Raw genomic sequence first — 22200 nt, 5'->3', positions numbered from 1 at the left:
CCCGCAGGGCCATCATCGGGTCGGTCATCGGTGGTCTCTCGGTTCGGGGTTGGCTGTCGCAACCCGATCCTAACCGGCAACCGCCGATGACCGCCTCTCAGCTACACCACCACCTGGGACACGACCCGTCCCTGTTGAAACGAGCCCTCCGCGCGGCCGGGCTTCATCACGTCGTGGCAGGCGCTCCATGCACCTTCGTGGTCGGCGGCATCCCCGACGGTGCCCTCAGCGTCTTCACGGACGCCATCGAGAACCTGTTCCGCAGGTCTGGGATCGACCCGAACTGCATCAGGAGCAAGGTCCTGCCGACGCGTGATCCGGACCGACGAACGGCAGGACGCCGATCCCAGACGATGCCGGCGGCGCCTTGCCGTTCGGTTGCGCCCTCCGGAACAATCCCGGCCATCCCCGGAAAGCGGGGCGAACGTCGGGCCGGTACAGTCTCGGATCCCCGCCCGACGGCTGCCGGATCCTTCCAGGCGCCGACCGAAAGGCGCCGCATCCCGTCCGGCCGCCGCCACGCCCGCCGGAGATGCGCGCGGCCCGCGGGGACCAGCCTGCGCCCGCCACCGGGACGGCCGGGACCCGTGGCGCCCCGACGCCGGGCCGACCGCGCATTCGCCGCGCCCGTCACGCGCCTCGCCGACGGGAGGGGCAGGTGCGTTCGTTCCCGGCCGTCCCGTCCCCCGATCCACCCGGAAGCCTCCGGGTGCTCGTCGATGCCGGTCACGCCCGGCTGGCGGGCGAGGGGGCGCATGGAAGCCGTCGCCTCGACCGCGAGCCGGACGGGCGGGGCGAGCCGAGGGGGCGGCGCGCGAGGGACGGCGTCTTCCGGAACGCCTGCGGGCCGGGGATCGGCGGGGATGCCGGGCATCCCATGCTCCCCTGCGTCGCGTGGCGGGACGAGCGGATGCGACGTCGGCGGGGCCGCAGGGTGCGCAGGAAAGGATTGGTGGGGGAGGGCCGAAGGATTGGCGCGGGATGGCCCGGGCGCGAGCGCCGGGTCGACGCCCCGTCGGCCCTGATGCACTATGGCGCCGCCCGATGCGGCGCGGGCGGTGCGCGTGCCGGCAGGCTTGGGCCGCGGCGCCGCGGGCAAACGGGACGCACGGATCGATGAATCCTGAGACGCACGACCGTTCGTCGCGCGCCGGGAGGGGGCGGGGGGCCGCCACCCGGCGTCGTTCCTGCGGGCATCGGGAGCGGTCGGATGAGGGAATCCAGGATCTTGCCGTCGCTTGAGCCGGGCAGCATCCCCCCGGACATCTTGCCTCGGGAGGAGAACTCGCGGGACGGCCGTCCGCTGCGCCCCGCAGGACGCATCGACGGCGCCGCCTGCCGCGGCGCCCGAGCGATGCTCGGCATCTCGCAGACCGATCTGTGCCGCCTCGCCAGGTGCGGCAGGAACCTCCTGAACGATTTCGAGCGCGGCGGCCACGTCCCGCGGGCGTCGAGCGTCGCGCGCATCCGGGCTGCCCTCGAGGGCGCGGGGGCGGTCTTCGTCGACGCCGGCGACGGGACCGTCCTCGTCGGCGTTTCGGGACGGTCGCGACCGGGCACGACGGCAGGGCCATCGGAGGGACGCTGACGGGGTCGACCGGGATCGGGCCGGGCCGCCTGCGGCCCGGCGTCGTGCGCTCAGCCGGGAAGGGGGTCGACGGCGCCGTCATCCAGCGCGTAGATGGTCGCGAGCCGCTTCGTGCAGCCGCGGCACTGCCCGCAGGCGTACGGCCCCGAGTGGCAGGAGAACGTCAGGCAGAGCAGTTCGCGCGGCAGGGACGACCGGCGCAGGAGCTCGACCGGATCCGCGTCGCGCGCGGGCGCCGACACGCGGACGCAGCCCTCCTGAACGGCGAGGGCGCGGTCGATCGCCTCGAGGAACGGCGCCTTCCCGTCGGCGTGGGTGTCGGTCCCGACGGCGCCGATGACGATCTCCGACAGGCCGGAGGTCACGTACCGCATGGCGGCCAGCGTGATCAGCATCTGGTTCCGGTAAGGCCACCACTCCGGGCCGCTGGCGAGTCCCGAGGCGTCGCTCCCGGCCATGTCGCCGGATCCGAGCGCCGACAGGTCGACGCGCAGGGTCTCGTGCCGCAGGTCCAGCGCAGCGGCGATGGCTGCCGACGACCGGATCTCTCCCGCCGCCGGGCGCTGGCCGTAGTCGACCGTCAGGCAGAGGTCGGGACGCAGATCGGCGGCGAGGGCGGAGGAGTCGAGGCCGCCCGAGAACAGGAGTAGGCGCATCGGGTCATCTCCGGCAGGGCTCAGGCGGCGCAGGACTCGACGCCTCGACAACCGGCAGCGCTGGCTTGCGGTGGCGAGCTGCCGAGCGCCGACCGAAAACCCTTTGTGGAAGGCGAATGCGGGTCGCTCACTTTCCATAAAGAGGAAGTGGACAGGCCTGAGGTGCCCACGATGCGTTACGCGGATCCATGTCTCTACGTGGTTGGCGATATCGACGACTTCGAGCCGTTGATGGTCTTGGACCGTGCGATGTCCCCCGCCGATACGAAGCGTCATCTGGAGAGTTTCGTCGAACACGAGCGCGAGGCGAGGTTGCGGTTCGACCGATGCATGGCCTCCGGTTCCCGGCAGCAGTTCTCGACGGCAGCCGTTCCCGGCATCTCCATTTTCCTTGGGTGTCCTTTCAAGGGCACCGGCAGCCTCGTGTATCGCTCGGAACTAGGGGGAGAACTCGACGGGGTAGCCGAGACCGTATCCGCCCTGATCATTGAAACCCTAGCTCGTCGCGAACCCTCGTCACCATGAAGTCGACGGTGATCGGCGCTGGCCGCTCGAGGAAGTGGGCGTCGAAGACGAACGTATCGACATCGTAGTCGTCCACCGGGGGAAGAGCCGTTGGATCGTTGGGTAGGCGGAACCCGCCCCTCACTATGTAATCGATGGGAGGAACTCTGATCCAAAGGTCCGAAAGGGTCTGGCGCCGTTCGGGTACCCAGAACCGTTCCCAACGCGTGAGCGGCCTGAACCGTCCGTATATGCGGTTCGGCCGATAGGCTGTGTCGGGGGTGAAGTCCGCAAGCAGGACGAGAACGTAAGGCAGGAGCTTCTCCGGCAGGTCGACGTATTCCCATACGCGCCTCTCGTCGGCGCGCTTAACCAAGGCGATGAACTCCTCGATCGAGAAGGCGGTCACGAGGTCTTTCATAATCCCCAAGTGCGAACGCCAGTTGAGGGCGAACGCCACACGCAGGAGTCTGCCCGCCTGCGGGTCGCAGCGACCCGGCTCCAGTTCATCGAAGGGGATGCGAGCGAAATCGATCGTGTCGCAAGCCGCCCCCCTTGGATGGGTGAAGTGAGGCGCGCGCAGAATGGATTGCACGGCAACCGCGTCCAGACGAGCGAAGCAACGTGGGCAACGTGCCTTCGGTCTTGAGGGGGCGGTAGACGTCAACGGGCGCTCCCCGAAGTCGCGCCGCCACGCCTCGACGGTGATCGGCCCTCTGCGCAGGGGATGAAGGGCGACCCTCATCGTGCGACCCCATCGACGCAACGGTGCCGCGAGCCAGAAATCGTGGCCCAAACCGCCCTGTACGCAGCCGTCGCCACATCCCCGACGACCTCGCAACCCGTCCCCGCGAACATCGTGAGGTCGCCCTCCATCACGTTCTCCGCCAGCATGACGACGGGGATGCCGTTCGCCCGCGCATGCCCGACCTCGAAGAGCGTCCCCGGGTCCCGGCCGTCCATGACCGCAAGCACCGCGTCACATGACTCGAGTCCAGCCAAGTCCTCGGTGGCGATGCCGGTCGACATGCCGCCCATGCCGACCTCGTGGAACGGCGAGAACGGCGTCGCCCCGAGGGCGGCGACGGACTGGACGAGCTGCTCGACCAGCCAGAGCTGGGCGGTCGTGAAGAACGGTGCCGCGATGTAGACGCGGCCCGGCCTCCTGTCCGTCGGCAGGGCGGCCCGGTGCGCGAGATCGCTCCGCGACCCCGGCGGGATGCCGCGAGTCTCGACGTAGACCGACACGGCGCGCGAGGCGAGGTCGGCCGCCTCGACCGGATCGGCGCCCTCGCGCATCCACAGGTGCGAGAAGACCCCGGTGAACACGTCGCCGGACCCGATCTTCATCACCCGCTCGGATCGGTAGGGCGGGACGCGCACGGACGCGCCCCCGCGGCGGGCGACCAGCGCGCCGGCGGTCCCGCCCTTCACCACGACCGCCTCGGCGACCGCCAACAGCTCCGCGGCCGCCTCCTCGGCCGAATCCTTGCCGGACAGGCTGCGGGCCTCGGCCTCGTTGAGCACGAACGCGAGGCTGTCGGCGGAGGATCCGTTCGCCCCGAACGGCACCGTCGCGCCGGCGCCCTGCGGGTCGTGGACGGCCCGGCGCGCCCGCACCAGTGCCTCGCACTCGAGCATGCCGAACCGCACGACGGCGTCCCCGTCGACGACGAGCTCCGGCCGTGCCGCCGGCATGCCGTTCAGGAGGACCGGCGTCGCCATCGGGTGGGCGTAGACAAACGCGATCTCGTCGGGGATCGGCGCGATCTCGCAGTCCACGCCCATCGAGGAGAAGGTGGCGCGCGCGTCCTCGATCCACCCCTCGTGGGCATGGCAGACGAGCCGGACGCCGTCTCCCCACCGGGCGGCCGCGCAGGCCGCACGGCCGCCGGAGCCGTACACCCGGTCCCAGCGCGCGGAGTCGCAGATCTCGCGGTAGGCGCCGCCTGCTACGATCATGGTGCCGCCGCCCGGGTGACGAGGACGTGGCATGTGTTGGCCGTCCTCGCCGTCACGGCCGCGACGTAGACGTTTCCGTCGCGGATGCACCGCAACAGGGTCGCGAGGCCGCGGAAGCCCGAGAGCGAGCCGACGATCCCACCCGCTGGCGCGACCACCACGGCCACGTCGTAGCCGCCCTGGCGGTGCAGCGTCACGGCGCAGTCCGTCCCGACCGGAACGACCGCCAGGACCGCGGGGTCGACGCTCTCGAGGTCGACGTCGAAGCGCAGGGCGCAGTCGTCCGCGCCGGACCCGCCGCCCGTCCCGCCGGGCCGGGGCAGCCCGCCCGACCGCGATCCCAGTCCCCCGCCGCCGCTTCCGCCCATGCCGCCCTCCAGCGATTCGTGCCTTCTCTCGTGAAGGCCTAGCACGCGTTTGGACCGCCGGGCCATGCGGCCGCCCGCCGGGCGGTCGTGCCCTCCGCCTAGCGGCGCATCTCCCGCCAGATGACGGCGTCGAGGAGGGAGGGGCGCACGCCGATCGCGGCGGCGAACGCGAGGAAGCGGTCCTCGAGCGCCGGGTAGTCGCCGGGCAGCCTGGATCCGGCCGGAAAGAGGTTCATCGCGACGCCCGCCCGCAGCACGTGGACGTCGAGGATCGCGACGTCGTCCGCGCCCAGCCAGTTGCGCGCGATCCAGGAGGCGGTCTTCGGCCCGATCCCGGGGATGGCGAGCAGCGCGGCGCGGAAGCCGCGGGCCGTCGCCGTCGGGGGCGGCGAGTCCTCGATCGCGCGGAGCGCGTCGGACAGCCGGCGCGACCTCTGCCGCGGGAAGCGATACCTGACCGGGCGCCCCCCGACGTCGAGCGGCATCGAGAGTGCGTCCTCGATCTCCCCCGCGGAAGGACGGCGGCCGGGATCGAGGATGCCCCGTCCGAGGCATGCAGCGTAGGCGGCTTCGTTGACCTCCATGCGAATGCCGAAGCCGCCGAGCAGGCAGAAGGCCACCTCGTGGTGGAGCGGGCAGCCGTCCCTGCGGACGTAGTCGTCACGCGGGTCCTCCGTCGCCGCCAGCATCGCCCAATAGGCCGGGCTCCCGACCCAGCCGCTGCGCCCCCAGGCGACGCCGGGAACGACCTCCTCGTCCGGCGCGCGGTCGACCGGCGCGATCGGCGACCGCGCGTGCGTTCCCGCCGGGCCGCAGCCGGCACCTACCAATTCCTCGAGCATCGACGTCCCCTCCGGCCCGGCCCAGGAAGCCAGCATCTACCGGGAGTGGGCCTTGCGTCCGGGCGATGGCCGCGCGCCGACGTGCCACGTGGCGATACCCGATGCGCGACGGGCGCACGGTCGGACTTACGTTCCGGCGGCGGGATCGTAAGCTCCCGTGTCGAAACGGCGCGAATCGGTGGCATGACCAGGATCCGGAAATCGGAGATCGAGAACTTCCGTGGGATCCGTTCCCTTGAATGGCACCCGTCGGGAGGATTCAACTGCCCGGTCGGACCCGGGGACGGCGGGAGGTCGACCAGCCTCGAGGCGATCGACCTCGGCGCGGGCGCCCGGCGGAGACCGCAGTTCGCGGGCGCCGACTTCCACCGGCTGGACTGCGACCGGCACGTCGCGATCCGCGTGACGATGGGAGACCGCCCGTCCGAGTTCCTTTCGCTCGAGGCGCACGGTCACCGTCTCAGGGGGGGCGGCCCGTGCCCGGAAACCGTCGAGGACGAGCCCGGCCACGGTCTCGAGACCGTGCTGACGGTCGAACTCCGCGTCGACGACGATCTCGAGCCGCGCCGGTCCCTCGTCTCCGGTCGTGCCGCGCGCGCGGCCCTGGAGCGGTCGCTGGCGTGGCGGGACAGGGGCAGGCTCTCCCATATCCGGCTCTCGGGCACCGGGGGACACCGTCTCGGCTGGTCGCGGGCGTCGATCCTGAACAGGCTGTCCGACGGGCGGGCGGACGTGTCATGGGCGATGTCGCGCGCCGCGCGCCAGGCGAGGTCCCCGGTGAAAACCGCTGCGGTAGACGAGCTCGCCGATGCGCTGGCTTCGGTCAACGCCCTGTCGGTGTTGCTGAAGGGGCTCGAGGCCGACGTGACGGTGGTCCCCGACGCCGACGACCTGTCGGCCGGGAACCCCCACGTCGCGTTGTCCCGGAGGGCCCGACGTCCCGTCGCATGTTCCCGGCGTCCGGACCCCTATGCGCGCCCGGTGGCCCCATGACGCGCAACAAGCGGACGCTCCGGACCGCGGTGGACCTGCGCGACATGCGCCCGGTGACGAGCGACGACCTCCTAGCGATGCCGGAGCCGGAGTACTACGCGCTGCGCCACGAGGTTACCCGAGCCCACTTGAGGGGCGAGGTCACCTTCGCCTGCGCGCATTGCGGCCATTCGGTCTACGCCCCGCTGGTGCCCGCGACGCGGAAACCCTGTTGGCGGCATCGCGCAGGTGCCCCGGCCGATTGCCCCTGGTGGACCGGGAACCCGTTGAGCGTCAACCGCGTCAGCGCGCTCCAGTTCCGCGGCGCGCAGGAGAGCCCCCTGCATGCCCGGGTGAAGGAGGCCGTCGCGGAGATGCTCGAGCGGGATCCGGCGACCGAACGCGGCTCAGTCGTCGTCGACCGCTACCTCGCGGGCGCGGACGGAAGGCGGCGTCCAGATGTCCGAGCGATGGTCTCGGGGCGTCCGCTGGCGTTCGAGATACAGCTCGCAACGACCCAGGTCCCCATCATCGTGGCGAGGGAGGAGTTCTACGCCCGAGAGGGCCGATCGCTTCTCTGGCTGACCTGGTCGTTCAATCCCGCCCGCTTCATCCCGGCCTCGTTCAAGGACATCATCCACTCCCACGATGGAACCCTGTTCTCGTTGGACGAGGAGGTCCTCTCGGCGGCGGAGCGCAGCGGCCGCTTCACCGTCAGGGCGTTCCGCCGCTCCGCGGATGGGGCGTGGACGTCGGAACTCTGCGGCCTCGATGACCTCGACTGGCCCGCGAGGGGCCTCGCCCACTTGCCGGACCGGGCGGCGGCCTGGCACCTCGGCTTCCGGAGACGCTGGGCGGAGAGCCGGAGGGAAGACCGGTCCGAACCTCCGGAGGAGGCCGAGATGGTCGCCGAACTCCTGGCGCGTGCCCCGTCCCCGGCAGGCTCGCCGCCGTCGCGACGCGACCTGGCGAGCGTCCTGGATTTCCTCGCGTCGGTTCACGAGGGAAGACCGATCGCCAGCGCGCAAGACAACCTGCGGGCGCTGCTGCACACCTTCCTCGAACCGGGCCGCCGGCACCGCTACGCTCGGTTGGCGCGGTTCGCCCTCGCATCCTGTGGCAGGACCGACGTGCTGGAGGATCCCAAGGTCGCCAGGAAGCTGAAGGCGAGGTCGCGCGGTGAGGGGCAGGAGACCCGTGACGGCCCCGTGGGAGGGGTCGCGGCGCTGCTCTATCCCGAATGGTTCCAAGAATCCCCGCCCAGCCGATGATGCCAGCGTCCCCGGGCGTCGAGTTCGCCAGCGTCGGACGACGGGGCCGCCGGATGGACGCGCGACCTGTCGCGGGGACGGTCCTCGCTGCCATGGACGCGCTCGTGCTCTTCGCCGTCGTGGTGCAGGGGCTGGTGACAGGGGCCGTCGCCCGGCGCTCCGGAAACCGTCGGATCAGCGGGGGGCGTGCGCCGTCGCGAACGTGACGAGGTTCACCAACGTCACGTCGAAGTCGAAGTCCTCGCCCAGGAAGGCCTCGAGCTCGAACGGGCATCCATCGGGCAGTCCCTGCGGCAGTTCCCGGCCATGTTCGCGAAGCGCGCTGGCGGCGTTGCGCTTCGCGAGTCTCCAGGTCCGGTCCATCTCGACCTTGCGCGCCATCGAGGGCGAGTACTTCACCAGCAGCTCCGACTGGAAACCGTCCGTTTCCGTCCTCCAGTGGTCGAGGGAACGAGAGCCCGGATCCGCCGCGGCCTTCAGCAAATGGACAAGGATGTTCCTCAGTTGGCTGTGCACCGCATCGAGATGGGATTTGCCCAAGTCCGCAATCTCCTCCGCGATGTTGTCGAGGTCGATGTCCGTCGGAAGCCGCGGGCAGAACAGGCGGATCTTGCGGATCAAGCTCGCCTGCTGCTGTGTCCAGGCGAAGAAGTCCGCCTCGTAAGCTGCGCTCATGTCGTCCCTCTCCGTCCCGGCAGCCGGGGTGCCGAAGCATCATAGGAGACGCCGGCGCCGGAGCAAAGGGAGGGCCGCATATCGCACTCGTCGCCCCGGGTTCCGCCACATTGGGCGTCTTGGGGATCGGCGCTCCTCGGTCGGCTCGTCGCACCTCGGCGCGGCGTCGAGAGGGGAGGGGCTCACCGGACATGCCGGTGCCATCCCGTCGAGCCTTCCGCCGACAGATCGATCACGTCGGGCCGCTGCCTCCTCCGTCGGGCGAAAGGGTGCGGAGCCACGATCGCCGCCGCCTTGGATTCCCTTGTGGTGACCGGCGATGCGCGGCGACCGATCCGAGGCAAATCCGCCCGACAGGTCACCGCGCCAATCGGCATCGAAGCTGCGCACCGATGCACGGCCGAGGAAGCTCTTCGTAGACTCCGCTGAGCGCGATCGGACCTCATACCGTCGTCCGCAAGACGACGTTGATTGTGCCGTCGCTCTCCAGGACCATGGCCTCGACTTGCGACGGGTCCTGCCCGCCGCTCGAACGCAAGGCACTCATTGCCTCGTCCCGGGTCACTCGTTCGGAGCGCATGGTGCCCCCGCAGAATTCACCGTGCCGCATCAGGAGGGCGGGCTCTGACCGTACAACATGGGCGAACGCCTTCCAGCGGACGGACGTGAACGCCACCAGGAACTGCATGCCGATGAGAAGCGCGAGAGCGACGGTGCCCTCTGCGAGCGCGATCGACTCCTGAAGGAGGATGGCGGAAAGCGTAGATCCCAGCGCCACCGTCACCACGAGGTCGAAAGCGTTCAGCTACGCGAGGGTCCGCTTGCCCGAAATCCGGAGGAACAGGACGAGCGTGACATAGGCGAGGACACCGACGATAAGCGTCCTCACGATGCCCTGCCAGTCCTGGAACACCATGCTTTTCCAATCCACGATCGCGCTCCTTTGCTGGGTCGCGCCTGCGCCCATGCCTCAGGATGGTGCCGGCGGACGAAGCGTCAGGGGGCTTGGACCTGGAATGTTCGAGCAACGGCTGACGATCGGTACGCTCGCGGACCAAGTTCGGCCGACGGATACAGGAACGGTGGGACGCCGATGGGATTGGCCTTGCATACCTTCCGATCGAAAGGAGCAACCATGATCAGGACCTTTGCCGCCGCGCTGCTCGGTTCCACCCTTGCCATGAGCGCGGGCGCGTTCGCCCAAGAAGCGAACACCCAGCCCATGCAGCCCTCGAACACTGGGGACGCCGCTGCGACGCAGGGCAGCTTCCTCACGATTCAACAGGCCGACCAGATGCTCGGCTCCAACCTCATGGATGCCAACGTCGTCGGTGCCGCAAACGAGGACATCGGCGAGGTCGAGGACCTGCTTCTCGATCAGCAGGGCCGGGTCATCGGCGTCGTGGTCGAAGTCGGCGGCTTCCTCGGCATCGGCGACAAGGAAGTCGCCATTCCTTCCGATGCCATGCGCTTCGTCCTCGCACAGGATGCCCAGGCGACGGCCTCCAACACCGGTGGGACCACCGTCGACCCTGCCAGCACGGCGTCAGTCACGCCTGGCACCACGACGGAGCCGGCGGCAGGCACCGCGGGGACGGCGACGATGGGCGTGCAGCCCGGCACGATGGGCATGAGCCCGGGGGCGACCAGCCCCGATGGGATGAACACCACGACAGCTTCCGCCAACACGACGTCCCCGCGTGTCACGAACTGGGGCTGGACCGGCGGGCGGATCGACCATATCCAGATCGACTACACGCGCGAGCAGCTCGAGGCCGCGCCGCCCTTCGAGTCTGTCGACAACTGAGAGCGGTCGGCACCGTCAGTTGATCTCGCATGGTGACGCGGCCAAGGGGTCGCGTCACCATGGGCCGTCACCCGCATCAATTCCGCAATGCGCTCGCGGCGGTTCAGCTCCGGGAGGGGGACCCGTGGGTCCAGGATGCCGGTTGACCCTATCGAACCATCACCCGGCGTGGACCACCCGACGGAACCTCGATCGAAGTCCTCATGTCCCTTCCGCCCGAAAGCCGAAACTCGCTCCTGCGCTTCCTGTCGGATCCGGTCGCGCAGGCCGTATTGTCGGAAGCAGAACCGTTCAAGCTGTCCAAGCGGCAGATCCTGCACATGCGCGGTCTGCCGTTCGAGCACGTCTACTTCATCGAGCGGGGCGTCGTGTCCGTCATTGCGGACGTCGATACGACCCGGGACATCGAGATCTGGCTGGTTGGCCATGAGGGCTTCGTCGGCCTGCCGCTCGTTCTCGGCAGCGCCAGCTCGCCCTTCAAGCGCGTAGTCAGCATCGGCGGCGAGGCGCTCCGGCTCTCGGCAGACACCTTTCAGGACCTCCTCGCGCACCATCCCGAGCTCCAACGGCTGATGCTGCGCTACGCCCATTCGATCGCCATCCAGACGGGGCAGGCGCTCGCCTGTGCGACCCGGCACTCGGTGGAGCAGCGTTTGGCGCGCTGGCTCCTATCGGCACAGGATCGGCTCGACGAGGACGCTCTGCCGCTGACCCACTCGACGCTCGCGCGCCTGATCGGGACCCGGCGCGCGAGCATCACGGTCGCGCTCAACAGGATGGCGGAGAGCGGCTTGGTGGACCTGGGCCGCAGCAGCATCGGCATCAAGAACAGGGACGCGCTCGTCGAGCTGAGCTGCAAGTGCTACGGCATCATGCGGGCGGCCAACCAGGCGATCTATGACTGACCCCGTCCTTGCCGTCGGCGCGGGCGACTGCCAATCGCATCCGCAGCGTTGCGCTGGAAGGTCTGCGTCATCTTCTGCACCAACACCCAATCGGGGATTTGTTCGACCAAAGGGCGGCTGACCACCGGCAGTACCCGCTCGTGCCAAAGGTCCATCTGGTCGGGCGACAAGCCCTTGAGGCCGTTCCGAATGACCAATCCGACGATCTCCGCCTCAGCGGAGGAGGGTGGGAAGACGTTGAAGCGCAGAAAGTCCTTCAGCAGGGATGCGCGTTCCCGATCCACGACGTGCATCCTGGGGTGCCTCCACGCTTCTGGCTCCGTGGCTTCGATGAAAGCCGCCTCGCCGAGCAATCGGAGAGGCGGTGTGGCGGCAGTGCCTCCCATGCCGCCACACCAATCATCCAGTGCATGCGTTCACCAGATGAGGACATGGGAAAGGCTACGCGGCAGTGGATCGCCGATCAACCGGACGTCGCCTGTCTTGGGTACGCGAACGAACCAACATGGTACGCGAACGAACCAACATCGGCTCGAAATCCAAGTCCAGGTCTTGGGTCGGCTGCCACGCGGCTGCATGAGAGACGTCCTGCCAATTACGATCCGGGGCTCTGGCCGCAGGATCGGCAGATGATCGCCAGCCGGCGGCTCGAAAGGTCAGGCTTATGGCGAGGATGGTCGCTCCTGTCCTTGCGCCGTCGCGAGGGCGGCGCTGGACATGACGCGGCACGACTTATCTACATGGGTCGAGCGGCTCCTTGGAGCCCGCTCGCCGAGAACGGAAGCATGAGGGTGGACACACAGCCTCCACACGAAGCGGCCGTCGAGCAGCCGCACGGCGACGGTCCTACGGTCTCGGCACTCCTCGCCGCGCGCCACGCCGATCCAACGCACGAGGAGCATTTCCGCTCGCCCTGGCGCGAGCGCCTGCGCCAGCTCTATGATCGACGAGGTGCTGAACTCGGTCCTGTTCCTTTTGATCGGGCTTGAGGTCGTCATCCTGCGCTTCGCGGCCGACACGAGCGTTCTCGCGATCGTGGCCGTACCGATCGTCCTCCTCGCACGACTGGTCGCAGTTTCTACCCCAGTTCTCCTGTTCCGCTGGACTGGATCCCTTTCGGCCCGCAACATCCCGTTCCTGACTTGGGGGCGTACGGGGCGGCATCTCGGTCGCGCTCGCCCTATCGCTGCCGGACGACCCGGCCAAGTCGCCGATCCTTGCGGCGACCTACGCCGTCGTCCTGTTCACGATCGTGGCGCAGGGGTTGACGCTCGGCGCTGTGGCCCGGCGGACGTGGCCGGGAACAGCACGGGACTGATCTTCGGGCGCGTTCGCCTCATTCCGCGTCGAACGGGGCAGAACGCGCCATGACGCTTCGCTCTCCGTCGGTGATCGTGAGGACCACACGCTTCCCATCCGGGAGCCAGTCCGGCAACGGTACGCTCTGACGCAACGTACCATCGGCTCCCGTGCGTGCCTCAGCAACCTCCTGCGAAGCCGCGCCGGCGGGCCCGACATTGATGCGAACCGTTGACTGCGTGGGTAAGCCCGTAACCATGACGTCCACTGCCGCTTGTTGGGGCTGCGGCGTCACCTCGACCGTCGGCGCGCCGGACGCTCCGTTCCCGGTCACGCCAAGGCTCGATCCCAAGCTCTCGACCCTCGAGCGAAGGTCGGGGTTCTTGTCGAGGATGTCCTGCGCCGTCGCGTTCAAGCCACTTGCGACGCCCTCAAGCGCTTCGCTCGTCTGGCCGACCGCACCCTTGACATCGCTCCAGAGACGTTCGCCCACCTGCCGGGCGGCGGACCGCGTGGAGATGCTCTGGCCAATGATCAGATCGCCGGAGCCGTCGAGCATGGGGTTGGCGGCGAGGAGCCTGCCCTCCGAGACATTGCACCGCTCGGCGATGGCGCTGAGCGTGTCGCCACGCCGAACCTCGACGCTGTCCCCGCATGGCGAGGCAACGCCTTGTGCATAGGCCATAGACACGCCGGACATGAGCATTGCGACGGCAAGGATGACTGGCTTGGGCATGGGTCAACCTCCGTTTTCGCGCTTCGCCCGCGTCTCGGGATCCATGTTCTCGAAGCTCTCCACAACGCCCTCCGTTTCCGTCTTCACGTCGGGAACGGCTTGGCGCTGGTTGTGGACGTTTTCCTGGTCATTGCCCTGAATCTGGTTGTTGCCCATGCGCTCCTGCGCGAGATCGGTCTCGGTGATGCCGGCGTCGGAGTTCGAGGCGTTCGTCGGCTTGTTCCGGTCGTCCATGGTTTGGTCCTTTCATTTGAACGGGTCGAATGGGTAAGCCTTCGATCGATGAAATGGTTCATCACCGCTGGCCGATGCCCCATCCCTTAGCTGAGCGCGAAGAGGGGCGGCTCGGTCGTCGCAAACATGCGTCGTCCCGGATCATCAGGTGCTCGCGACCTCGTCTGCCAGGGCTCTGAGCCGCTGCTTGTCCGTCTCAATGGCGAGCGCCACCTCGGCACGCTCGAGTGCCTCGCGGGAGTGGCGCTGTGCGTTTTCGGCAAAGCCGTCCCGGCCGTATCGTACCAACGTGCGGAACGCCTTCTGGAGACGCACGCCGATCTCGACGGTTGAGGCGCCGTCGCGCGCGATGGGAGTGAACAAGTCGTCGAAGAGGTCGCCGATCGCGATCGACGGCACGAAGACGTTCGGGTGCGCAACCTCGCCGGCACCCTCGAGCGGTTCGCTCCAGACCGTCAGGAGACGCACCGCCCGTCCGATGACGTCGATGGCGGTACCCGGATCGTTGATGCCCGGCGACAGGGCGCGGCTGGCGATCTCGGTCAAGACCGACGCGCCGAAGCGCGGATCCTGGTCGTAGGAGCGTACGTCATCGATCGAGAAGCAATCCCGGATACGCTGCTCCTGGTTCTCCACGTCGAGGCCGTCGGCCATTGCGATCGGCGCAGTTGGGTCAACAAGGTCGCCGGGAATGCAGCGAAGATAGATCCGCCCTGATCCGTCATCGACGAGTCCTGCCAGAGCCCTGACATCGACGTGCTGCACGTAGCCGACGACATTCACGAAGATCGGCCGGGCCGAGCGCGGGATCGTTGAAGGGTCATCGAGCGGCGAGCCGCCGAGGTGAGGGTTCGCCTGGCGCTCGCGCATCGCCTTCAAGGCCACGGCCTCGACCCGCTCGGTGGTTTGCGTCACGCGCCCGAGGCTGGACAGGTGGTCGATCCAGCGCAGCAACGTGACAACGATGGCGACGACCACGAGGATCGTCACCGCGAAGAGGATGACTCGGCCCTGGTCGCCGTAGAGGCCCGTTGAGAGCGCGATGATGCCAACGAGGCTGAACAGGAACGAGCCGATGAAGGTCGACAGAACGTTGTGAGTGGTGGTGTCCTCGATCACGAGTTTTGTCGCGCGCGGCGTCACGTTGTTGGTGGCTGCCGAATAGGACGACACCATCGTCGACAGCGAGAAGGTCGTCACCGTCAGCATCGAGGAGGCGATGATGCCGAGGATGTTGTCGACCGCGTCCGAGCCGATCTTGGTCGGCAGGTCGTAGGGGATGTAAGGGCTGAGCCAGGTGGCGGCGAGCGCGGTGACGACCCCACCGAGCGAGAACAGGGTGGCGCGCACCCAGATGCGGCGCGACAAGCGCCGCAGGAGCCAGTACCAGCGCGAGGTCACGGGCGGCTCCCGTTTCCACCGCGGCTGCCGGGCACGGCTTCACCGTCAGATCGATCCGTCCTACGTCCTGCGGCGAGCTGCCGGACAGACCGGGGCGCCTCGCGCCCCGGTCGCTTCGGCCAGCCCTCCCGCTGCTCGCCGCGGATGCCGTCGGTCTCCTCGGTTTGGTCGTGGAAGAGGACGACCTGCGTCGGATAGGGCATGTCGATGCCGACGCTGTCGAGAGCGCCCTTGATCGCCTCCAGAACGGCGGCCTGGACGTGGACGACGCTCGTGCGCTTGGAGTTGGTCCACCAGCGGACGCGAAGGTTCACGCTGGATCCCGCGAGGTCCCAGACCAGCACCTCCGGCTTGGGATCGGCTTCGATACCGTGGACGCTCCTCATCGCATCGAGGATCGCGGCCCGCGCCGCCTCGACGTCGTCGCCGTAGCCAATGCCGACATCGTACTGCGAGCGGCGCGTCGGGCGGGCCGTGTTGACGGTGACGGCGTTGGAGTAGACGTCGGCGTTCGGAATGATGACGCGCCGGCCGTCGTACATGGCGATGATGGTCGCGCGCGTCTCGATCCACTCCACCGTGCCCTCGTAGCCGTTGACCACGATCTGGTCGCCGACCCCGAACGGGCGCTGGATCAGGATCAGGAGGCCGGCCAGCCAGTTCTGGAGGATGTCCTTGAAGGCGAAGCCGATCGCCACCGACCCGATGCCGAGGCCCGCGATGAGGTCGCCCGGGTTGAGCGAGGGGATGACGATCGTCAGCGCTAGGAGGCCGCCGACGAGAAGGATCACCCATTTGACGAAGGACCCGAGCACCGCCCCGAGGTTCGAGCGGTCGTGCTTGTCCGCCCAGCGCCGGAACGAGCGCTCCACCACCCAGGCGATGCCGAAGACGACCGCGAACAAGACGAGCGCGACGAGGATGTTGGGCAGCAGGCGCTGAAAGCCGACGATCCAAGTCTCGACCTTCGACAGGACGAAGGCAGGGTCGACGCGCACGGCCTCCTCTACCGTATCCGGCGCCGTCGCGGCCAGCGCATCGACCGTCGCGGGCTCGCTCGGGACAGACGGTGTCTGCGCATGGGCTTCGAACATGAGGGGCCTACCTTCGTGCCGTGACATCGCAATCGGCCATCGAAGCCGACGCTCTTAGATGGAGCAAGGTCTGTCCGAGGCGACGGAACGGCGTCCTCCGCCGATCCTTGACCTTCCCACGTGGCAAGCTCCAGCTTTTCGCGGGCAGGCCCGAAACAGGAAGGAATGCCCATGACCTACAAGCGCTTCGCCGCGATGATCGCGACCTCGACGGTCGTGATGTTCGCGCTCATGTACCTGAACACCTTCGCGCTCGATCACGTCTTCTACAGCCAGACGCGGACCTGGATGGCGCTCCTCATGGGCGCGACCATGGCCCTCATCATGATCGGCTTCATGTGGGGCATGTATCCGAAGAGGCGCGCGAACGCGGCGATCGTCGCGGCCGGCATTATCGTCTTCGGCGGGTCGCTCTTTCTGGTGCGAAGCCAGGAGACGGTTTCGGACGTGTCCTACATGAAGGCGATGATCCCGCACCACTCGATCGCGATCCTGACGAGCGAGCGGGCGCACATCCGCGATCCGCGCGTGCGCGAGTTGGCGGACGGCATCATCGAGGCCCAGGTGCGCGAGATCGCCGAGATGAAGCGGCTGATCGCGGACCTTGAGACAAGTCCGCCCGCCGCAGACGCGCCCGACATCGCTCCGCGCATGTCCGAAGCCGCAGCCGCAGGCGGGAACTGAGATCGGGAGAACCGTCATGAGCACGACGACATTCGATCGTTCCACGACCGGGCAGACTCGTGTCGGTGACCGCAAGGCGGTGGTCCACCGGATGGTGATGCCCAAGCACCTTTGTCCCTTCGGCTTGAAGTCGGTCGACCTCCTGAAGCGCGCGGGTTTCGAGATCGAAGACCATTGGCTGACGACGCGCGAGGAGACCGACGCCTTCAAGGCCGAGCACGGCGTGAAGACGACGCCGCAGACCTTCATCGACGGCCGGCGCGTCGGCGGCTACGACGACCTGCGCCGGCACTTGGGCAGGGCGGTCGCCGACCCGAAGGCAGTGACCTACAAGCCGGTGTTCGCGATCTTCGCGATGGCCGCCCTCATGGCGCTGGCGGCAAGCTGGGCCGCCTTCGGCACGCTCGCCACGGGGCGGGCGGCCGAGTGGTTCGTCGCCATTGCCATGTGCCTCCTTGCCGTCCAGAAGCTGCGCGACGTCGAGGGCTTCTCCAACATGTTCCTCGGCTACGACCTCCTGGCACAGCGCTGGGTGCGGTACGCCTACCTCTACCCCTTCGGCGAGGCGCTAGCGGGCGTCCTGATGATCGCGGGGGCGTTGACTTGGATCTCGATTCCCGTTGCCTTCTTCCTCGGCACGGTGGGCGCCTTCTCTGTGTTCAAGGCGGTCTACATCGACAAGCGGGAGCTGAGATGCGCCTGCGTCGGGGGCGATTCCAACGTGCCGCTCGGCTTCGTCTCCCTGACCGAGAACCTGATGATGGTCGGCATGGCCTTGTGGATGGCGCTGCGCATGGTTTGAGGAGCGCTCATCCTGAGATGAGCGAGAGCAGCGTTGAGGCGGATGGTTCGTATGGCCACATTCCGAGCATGCGGATCGCTCCCTACCTTCTCGCGGGCATCCAAGCCGGATGCTCCGCCTTGCCGATCCGACCGCGCGCGAATTCGACGTCTACCTCGTCCCGATCTCGGAAGGCGCAGAGGCGCAGGGCGCCTGCGGGCGAGGCCGAAATCCGCAGGACCTTGTCGGCCGCAGGTTTCCAAGCCTCGCCCCACGATTCGTCTTGAGCCGCGCTAGGCGCGATGGCGCGTTCCCTTCATCTTGAGTCCGAAGCGGTCTTGCGATCACGTCGTGGCCAGCGATTACCTGCATCGTCATCCGGGAACGAGGCGAGGAAGCCGCGGCTTCCTACGCGACACTCAGGAGGCCACCATGTCCAACACCTTCGGCACGCCCGGTCAGGATCTACCCGACCCGATCCTGCCCGGCCAACGAGGCGACGACGCTGTCGGTCGCCCCGACAACGAGCCGGCGCCCAACCACGACCTTCCCGCAGTTCCGGAGGGGCGCCCCGGGGAGACGAGCGAGCCGGACGAGAGCCGCGCTGGCGGTGCAACGGGAGCGCAGGGGAGCGATCTTGCCTGACGCGAGCGAGAATCGACGCGACGAGGGTGCGGCCGCGTTCAAGGCAGGACGGGAACGGACCTCCAATCCGCACGACGCGGACTCGGAAGCCTGGATGAGCTGGATGGACGGCTATGACCAGGCGCAGGGTCGGGCTGAGACCGGGCGAGACGGCGACCAGGAAGGGGGCAAGCCTTACAAGGAGTAGCCGCCTTCACGCATCCCCGTTGCATGCTTGTTTCGATCCACCACAAACCCCGGCACCCCAAAACGACGAACTTCGCCCCGCCCGGCATCGGCCGAGCGGGGCTTTCGCATTGTGGTTCCAGCATGCGGGCCACCATCGAGGGAACGGCGCGCCCTTGGTTGCTGGGGCCGTCGATGCGGCTCGGCTGGATGGGATCGGAGGTCGGGAAGCTGTCCTCCAATGACTTTTTCAGCCTTTCGTCCTCGCTCGGCGGCCGCTCCTGGTGGCCGGGCGTGCCGTGATCCTCACCGAGCGGCTGCATCCTCGGCGTCTTCTCCGTGTCGTCCATATCCGCGATCCCGTGTCGATCCTGCCGCTGCATGAAGGCAGTTGCCGCGGGTCGGTCTCCGCCCGACCTGCGGGACCTCAACCGACCGGTCGGCGGCGAGGGCGTAGGAGCCGAGGCCGCCTTAGAACAGGAGGAGGCGCACTGCGATCGCCTCACGACGGCGGCGCAGGAGGAGCCAGCTTGGCATTCCCGCTGAACGACGTCACCGTTGAGGAAAATTCACGCGCGGATAGTGCTTGGATGATCGATGCCGGAGGCTGGCACTCCGAGGAGCGGGATGGCGCGCCGATCGGGACGTCGCCAGGACGCCTCGCCGAGCAGCAGGTTGCGCTCCCGTTATGTTTCGGGCGGTTCGAGCGAGGGGCCGTCGCGTCGATCGGTGTGTAGCTGCACGCCGACATTCACCCCGTGGACTTTGTTCCGGATATGTTCCAGGTTGACGCGTGGGTGAGTGCGGACGGTCCGGCTTAGGAATGAGGGCATCGGACAGGATGGCTGGTAAATGCGCCTTCCGTGTCCGTTTAACCCGGCATTAACCATGTCCAGGGTGCTGATCGGCGTCACGAGATGACACACATGTATTGTCTCATCCAACAGCTTAACATGCCGATCGGCATCGAACCCTGGACCTAAACCACACCAGGTACGACAATGGGCGCGCCTGCCGGTTCCCTGTCGCGGCGCGCGGTGCACTCGATGCCGCGCGTCCGCGGGCGGTCGGCCGTTCAATCCTGCCCGCGGTCCGGTTCTGCGGTACTGCCGCATCTTCGGGCTCCCGCGCTGTTTCAACGCGGTACCGCGCGTCCGGCCAGCCTTGGAACCCAGGTCATGCTTCCGAGATCCGGAAGGTCATGGCGGCGGTAGAAGACCGCAAGCGCGGCCTCAACGTCCAAACCCGGCTCGATGTCGGCTTCCTTGAGGCGGTTCTTTACCAGCCTGGGCGAGACACCCGCTCCCGTGGCGAGTTCGGAGAGCGGCGCGTACTCCTTCAGGAACCGGTCGAGTTCGTCGCGCGCGACGTACGTCTGCAAGTGCCCGTTCTTCGCATTCCGCTCCTGTCGGCAGTCGATCGCTCCCAAGCGCGTCAGGGCAAGCAGGACGTGGCGCGGGATGCCCAATACGGCATGGGCCTCGGCCATGGTGATGCCGTTCGACTTCCTTCAGTTTGTTCCATGGCTGTGAGCCCGCCACCATCGATCATCGATGGTCTCGGCATCCTGCCGAACGTTCGGAAGTGCACAAGCGGAGAGGTGTGATGCCTGGTGAAGTCTCGGATGGGTCCGCCGCCGTCAAGGTTCGGACCCGACTTGCGGCGATGTTGAACGCTGAGCGTCGCCGCGATTTCGTCTCGCTTGGTAATCAGATCAGGGATTTCGGCTCGTCCGTGGAGAACTGCGGGATCGGCAGAGTGTCGTCATCGTACCGCGCTCTCGTCCAGCGGTCGCAGGCGGCATTTGAATTCGAGCGATCGAATGGGCCGCGAAGTCTCCTCGACATGACCAACCCTGCCAATCGCCGCTGGATCGAATGGGGGATCATTCGATTGCCGGAGCCTGGGTGATCACCTGCGGTAACCACCGGAGCTTAGGGATGACACCCCGTCAAGCGCCTGTCTCATGCTCGCGAACTTACCCTCGATTGTCGAGCCGTCCGGATTGAACAGGTAAATCGAACGGTGGGGTCCGGCGGTCGGTCGCACAATGATGAGGCCGTCATATGCGGTGGGTCTCGAGAGATCATCCAGCTCCGCAGTCAGCGCCAAGCAATCGAAATGGGTGGGTGCCTCGGTTTGGAGTTCCACCAACTCGTCGTTGGGGAGCTCGCAAAGGGCGTCGTTCTCGGCGTCGGGGCCGCTAAAAGCTCGCAGGGCGACACCCCCACGAGTCACGGCGAAGCACCAATCCTTTCCATCGAAACGATACCAACCCAACGACGCCACCCGTGCCCTCCGACCAACTGGCCGGACGGCGTGGAGCTGACCGGCCGACGACATTGTAGTTTTCGGAGAGGCGGCCGTTTCCAAAGGTCCTGTTGTGATGGGAGCCGTGCCATACCGTGATCTCGTCATACGTCGTAGATCCTAACAACCCAGTTCCATCCCATTCGGACACGAGGATCCGACAAGGAGCCGATCGCATCCGGGAGGTCGGGCGGAACGGAGGACGGGACGGTGTCGACCTGGCTGCGGTGTAGGACGGAACTCCTGTAATCGGATGCAGGTGAATGAGGTCGCTCCGCCATCCGACGCGCCGGCGGATCATGCATGTCTGACAGCGTTGCTCCCGACGAACTCGCTGAGGGATCCAAGCCGCACCGATGCTGGACAAACCCAGCCTGCACGTATCGACACCGATTTCCCGCGTGTTGGTCAGACAGCGCGTCGGAATTACTCGAGTCCCGCCTCCTTCACCCGACATGCATGTTGTGCATTCTCTCGTGCAGTTCCCGCACCTTCTCGAACAGCGTCTCGTCGGATCCGTCGACCGAAATGCCCGGCACGACCTCGTTGATGGCGAGCAAGCGCACCGGACCGGGCTTGGCGCGGGCCGCCTTGAGCCATCCGGCAAGCTGCGCCGCCGCCGAGGACGCTTAGTCGATGCGCCCGAGCCCGACCCAGCCGTGGGCGGCCGAGCACATCGGGCAGTGCTCGCCCGAGGTGTAGACGGTGGCGGCGGCGCGCTCGGCAGGCTGCATGTGCTCGGCCGCCCAGCGCGCGATGGCGAACTCCGGATGCTGCGTGGCATCCTCACCGCCGACCTCGTTGATGGCTTCGAACAGCGTTTCGCCGTCGGCGGAGACGAGAATCGAGCCGAACGGCTCGTCGCCGGCTTCGAGGGCGTCGGTGGCAAGCTGGACGCAGCGCTCGAGATGCCGCTGGTCGCTTTCGTCGATCATGGACCTTCCTCCGCCACTCGACGGCCCCGAAGCCGTCCGCAAACGTCACCTTTATAGCGATAACTGGACCGATATAGCGATAACTGGACCGAGCGGCGGCGAAGTGAACGACTGCGGTTGAGCGCTGTATTCGGTCGTCGCAGGGATCGGACGCTCGGTTCGTTCGATCGGCATGTTCCGACGCGGACTTGGATGTCCATGGCCGCACGAGATGCCCTTTCTCAGCGGCAAGCCGGAACGTCTCGAACTCGCATGGAGCCTTCAAGAAGTCCGAGGCGGGCACCTCTTTGATCGGCGGGCTCCGGGCGTCGGCGACTTCCGCACCTCAGTCTGGCTCAACGCGTTTGTAGGGGTGAGTCAGCTATT

25 protein-coding genes and 1 pseudogene are annotated in these 22200 nt (G+C 67.6%); 11 read left to right on the top strand and 15 right to left on the bottom strand.

The window, feature by feature from the left end:
• The first annotated feature begins 1228 nt into the window (after positions 1 to 1228).
• A complete protein-coding gene (locus FZN60_RS28665) occupies positions 1229 to 1588 on the top strand; it encodes a helix-turn-helix domain-containing protein (RefSeq protein WP_199266592.1) in 360 nt (119 codons plus the stop codon).
• A gap of 50 nt (positions 1589 to 1638) precedes the next feature.
• Here FZN60_RS28665 and FZN60_RS18215 read toward each other — a convergent pair whose 3' ends face one another.
• The gene (locus FZN60_RS18215; RefSeq protein ID WP_158874915.1) at positions 1639 to 2244 is read right to left on the bottom strand and encodes a 7-cyano-7-deazaguanine synthase; all 606 of its coding nucleotides are present in this window, start codon (positions 2242 to 2244) and stop codon (positions 1639 to 1641) included.
• 171 nt (positions 2245 to 2415) lie between these two features.
• On the opposite strand from FZN60_RS18215, the gene FZN60_RS18210 reads away from it, so the two are divergent.
• Complete coding sequence (locus FZN60_RS18210) at positions 2416 to 2769, top strand: hypothetical protein (RefSeq protein ID WP_158874914.1); 354 nt, start codon at positions 2416 to 2418, stop codon at positions 2767 to 2769.
• Here FZN60_RS18210 and FZN60_RS18205 read toward each other — a convergent pair.
• The 4 genes from FZN60_RS18205 to FZN60_RS18190 form a co-directional block, all read right to left on the bottom strand.
• The gene (locus tag FZN60_RS18205) at positions 2729 to 3343 is read right to left on the bottom strand and encodes a hypothetical protein (protein WP_158874913.1); all 615 of its coding nucleotides are present in this window, start codon (positions 3341 to 3343) and stop codon (positions 2729 to 2731) included. The genes FZN60_RS18210 and FZN60_RS18205 overlap by 41 nt on opposite strands.
• A gap of 146 nt (positions 3344 to 3489) precedes the next feature.
• On the bottom strand, positions 3490 to 4710 hold the full coding sequence (locus FZN60_RS18200; protein WP_158874912.1) for a PfkB family carbohydrate kinase: 1221 nt from the start codon (positions 4708 to 4710) through the stop codon (positions 3490 to 3492).
• Positions 4707 to 5078: a hypothetical protein gene (locus FZN60_RS18195; RefSeq protein WP_158874911.1), complete on the bottom strand. Its 372-nt coding sequence runs from the start codon at positions 5076 to 5078 to the stop codon at positions 4707 to 4709. Before FZN60_RS18195 ends, FZN60_RS18200 begins: the two co-directional genes overlap by 4 nt.
• A gap of 98 nt (positions 5079 to 5176) precedes the next feature.
• Positions 5177 to 5920 carry an 8-oxoguanine DNA glycosylase gene (locus FZN60_RS18190; RefSeq protein WP_246726940.1) on the bottom strand — a complete coding sequence of 248 codons (744 nt, stop codon included), beginning with the start codon at positions 5918 to 5920 and terminating at the stop codon, positions 5177 to 5179.
• A gap of 183 nt (positions 5921 to 6103) precedes the next feature.
• Between FZN60_RS18190 and FZN60_RS18185 the strand changes: the two genes are divergently transcribed.
• Both FZN60_RS18185 and FZN60_RS18180 read left to right on the top strand, forming a co-directional pair.
• Positions 6104 to 6913, top strand: coding sequence for an OLD family protein (locus FZN60_RS18185; RefSeq protein WP_158874910.1), 810 nt, complete (start codon positions 6104 to 6106; stop codon positions 6911 to 6913).
• Entirely contained in the window at positions 6910 to 8163 is a 1254-nt protein-coding gene (locus FZN60_RS18180) for a DUF6035 family protein (RefSeq protein WP_158874909.1), read from the top strand. The genes FZN60_RS18185 and FZN60_RS18180 overlap by 4 nt, the downstream gene beginning before the upstream one ends.
• Before the next feature lie 174 nt (positions 8164 to 8337).
• On the opposite strand, the gene FZN60_RS18175 is transcribed toward FZN60_RS18180, so the two are convergent.
• From FZN60_RS18175 to FZN60_RS29180, 3 genes are all read right to left on the bottom strand, one after another.
• Positions 8338 to 8838, bottom strand: a complete 501-nt coding sequence (locus FZN60_RS18175; RefSeq protein ID WP_158874908.1) for a DUF29 domain-containing protein — start codon at positions 8836 to 8838, stop codon at positions 8338 to 8340.
• A gap of 442 nt (positions 8839 to 9280) precedes the next feature.
• Complete coding sequence (locus tag FZN60_RS18170; protein WP_246726936.1) at positions 9281 to 9625, bottom strand: DUF421 domain-containing protein; 345 nt, start codon at positions 9623 to 9625, stop codon at positions 9281 to 9283.
• 18 nt (positions 9626 to 9643) lie between these two features.
• A complete protein-coding gene (locus FZN60_RS29180) occupies positions 9644 to 9769 on the bottom strand; it encodes a hypothetical protein (protein ID WP_255476055.1) in 126 nt (41 codons plus the stop codon).
• Positions 9770 to 9973: 204 nt separating this feature from the next.
• On the opposite strand from FZN60_RS29180, the gene FZN60_RS18165 reads away from it, so the two are divergent.
• Positions 9974 to 10645: a PRC-barrel domain-containing protein gene (locus FZN60_RS18165; protein WP_158874907.1), complete on the top strand. Its 672-nt coding sequence runs from the start codon at positions 9974 to 9976 to the stop codon at positions 10643 to 10645.
• Positions 10646 to 10848: 203 nt separating this feature from the next.
• Positions 10849 to 11550, top strand: a complete 702-nt coding sequence (locus tag FZN60_RS18160) for a Crp/Fnr family transcriptional regulator (RefSeq protein WP_158874906.1) — start codon at positions 10849 to 10851, stop codon at positions 11548 to 11550.
• On the opposite strand, the gene FZN60_RS18155 is transcribed toward FZN60_RS18160, so the two are convergent.
• Complete coding sequence (locus tag FZN60_RS18155) at positions 11541 to 11843, bottom strand: hypothetical protein (RefSeq protein WP_158874905.1); 303 nt, start codon at positions 11841 to 11843, stop codon at positions 11541 to 11543. The two genes, FZN60_RS18160 and FZN60_RS18155, sit on opposite strands and share 10 nt — an antisense overlap.
• Before the next feature lie 643 nt (positions 11844 to 12486).
• Between FZN60_RS18155 and FZN60_RS28975 the strand changes: the two are divergent.
• Positions 12487 to 12868: pseudogene (locus FZN60_RS28975) on the top strand (cation:proton antiporter domain-containing protein); the annotation flags it as partial.
• 18 nt (positions 12869 to 12886) lie between these two features.
• Here FZN60_RS28975 and FZN60_RS18150 read toward each other — a convergent pair.
• The 4 genes from FZN60_RS18150 to FZN60_RS18135 all read right to left on the bottom strand — a co-directional run bounded on the left by FZN60_RS18150 (position 12887) and on the right by FZN60_RS18135 (position 16314).
• The gene (locus tag FZN60_RS18150; RefSeq protein WP_158874904.1) at positions 12887 to 13585 is read right to left on the bottom strand and encodes a LysM peptidoglycan-binding domain-containing protein; all 699 of its coding nucleotides are present in this window, start codon (positions 13583 to 13585) and stop codon (positions 12887 to 12889) included.
• Between the two features lie 3 nt (positions 13586 to 13588).
• A complete protein-coding gene (locus tag FZN60_RS18145; RefSeq protein ID WP_158874903.1) occupies positions 13589 to 13819 on the bottom strand; it encodes a hypothetical protein in 231 nt (76 codons plus the stop codon).
• A gap of 144 nt (positions 13820 to 13963) precedes the next feature.
• The gene (locus tag FZN60_RS18140) at positions 13964 to 15220 is read right to left on the bottom strand and encodes a DUF2254 domain-containing protein (RefSeq protein WP_158874902.1); all 1257 of its coding nucleotides are present in this window, start codon (positions 15218 to 15220) and stop codon (positions 13964 to 13966) included.
• On the bottom strand, positions 15217 to 16314 hold the full coding sequence (locus FZN60_RS18135) for a mechanosensitive ion channel family protein (protein WP_246726934.1): 1098 nt from the start codon (positions 16312 to 16314) through the stop codon (positions 15217 to 15219). The genes FZN60_RS18140 and FZN60_RS18135 overlap by 4 nt, the downstream gene beginning before the upstream one ends.
• Positions 16315 to 16485: 171 nt before the next feature.
• Here FZN60_RS18135 and FZN60_RS18130 point away from each other — a divergent pair, with 171 nt between their 5' ends.
• From FZN60_RS18130 to FZN60_RS18110, 4 genes are all read left to right on the top strand, one after another.
• Entirely contained in the window at positions 16486 to 16998 is a 513-nt protein-coding gene (locus FZN60_RS18130; RefSeq protein ID WP_158874900.1) for a DUF305 domain-containing protein, read from the top strand.
• A 16-nt stretch (positions 16999 to 17014) separates the two neighbouring features.
• Positions 17015 to 17800, top strand: coding sequence for a glutaredoxin family protein (locus FZN60_RS18125; RefSeq protein WP_158874899.1), 786 nt, complete (start codon positions 17015 to 17017; stop codon positions 17798 to 17800).
• 411 nt (positions 17801 to 18211) lie between these two features.
• Positions 18212 to 18424 (top strand): hypothetical protein, encoded by a 213-nt coding sequence (locus tag FZN60_RS18120; RefSeq protein ID WP_158874898.1) that lies wholly within the window; start codon positions 18212 to 18214, stop codon positions 18422 to 18424.
• 695 nt (positions 18425 to 19119) lie between these two features.
• A complete protein-coding gene (locus FZN60_RS18110) occupies positions 19120 to 19326 on the top strand; it encodes a hypothetical protein (RefSeq protein ID WP_158874896.1) in 207 nt (68 codons plus the stop codon).
• 398 nt (positions 19327 to 19724) lie between these two features.
• On the opposite strand, the gene FZN60_RS18105 is transcribed toward FZN60_RS18110, so the two are convergent.
• Both FZN60_RS18105 and FZN60_RS28970 read right to left on the bottom strand, forming a co-directional pair.
• On the bottom strand, positions 19725 to 20078 hold the full coding sequence (locus FZN60_RS18105) for a hypothetical protein (protein ID WP_158874895.1): 354 nt from the start codon (positions 20076 to 20078) through the stop codon (positions 19725 to 19727).
• Between the two features lie 1450 nt (positions 20079 to 21528).
• Positions 21529 to 21834 (bottom strand): nucleoside deaminase, encoded by a 306-nt coding sequence (locus FZN60_RS28970; RefSeq protein WP_246726933.1) that lies wholly within the window; start codon positions 21832 to 21834, stop codon positions 21529 to 21531.
• Positions 21835 to 22200 lie beyond the last annotated feature (366 nt).

Source organism: Antarcticirhabdus aurantiaca (assembly GCF_009765365.1).
Lineage (GTDB): Bacteria > Pseudomonadota > Alphaproteobacteria > Rhizobiales > Rhizobiaceae > Antarcticirhabdus > Antarcticirhabdus aurantiaca.
Note: the sequence above shows the minus strand (reverse complement) of the source record. Positions and strands in the feature narration are given on the sequence as shown.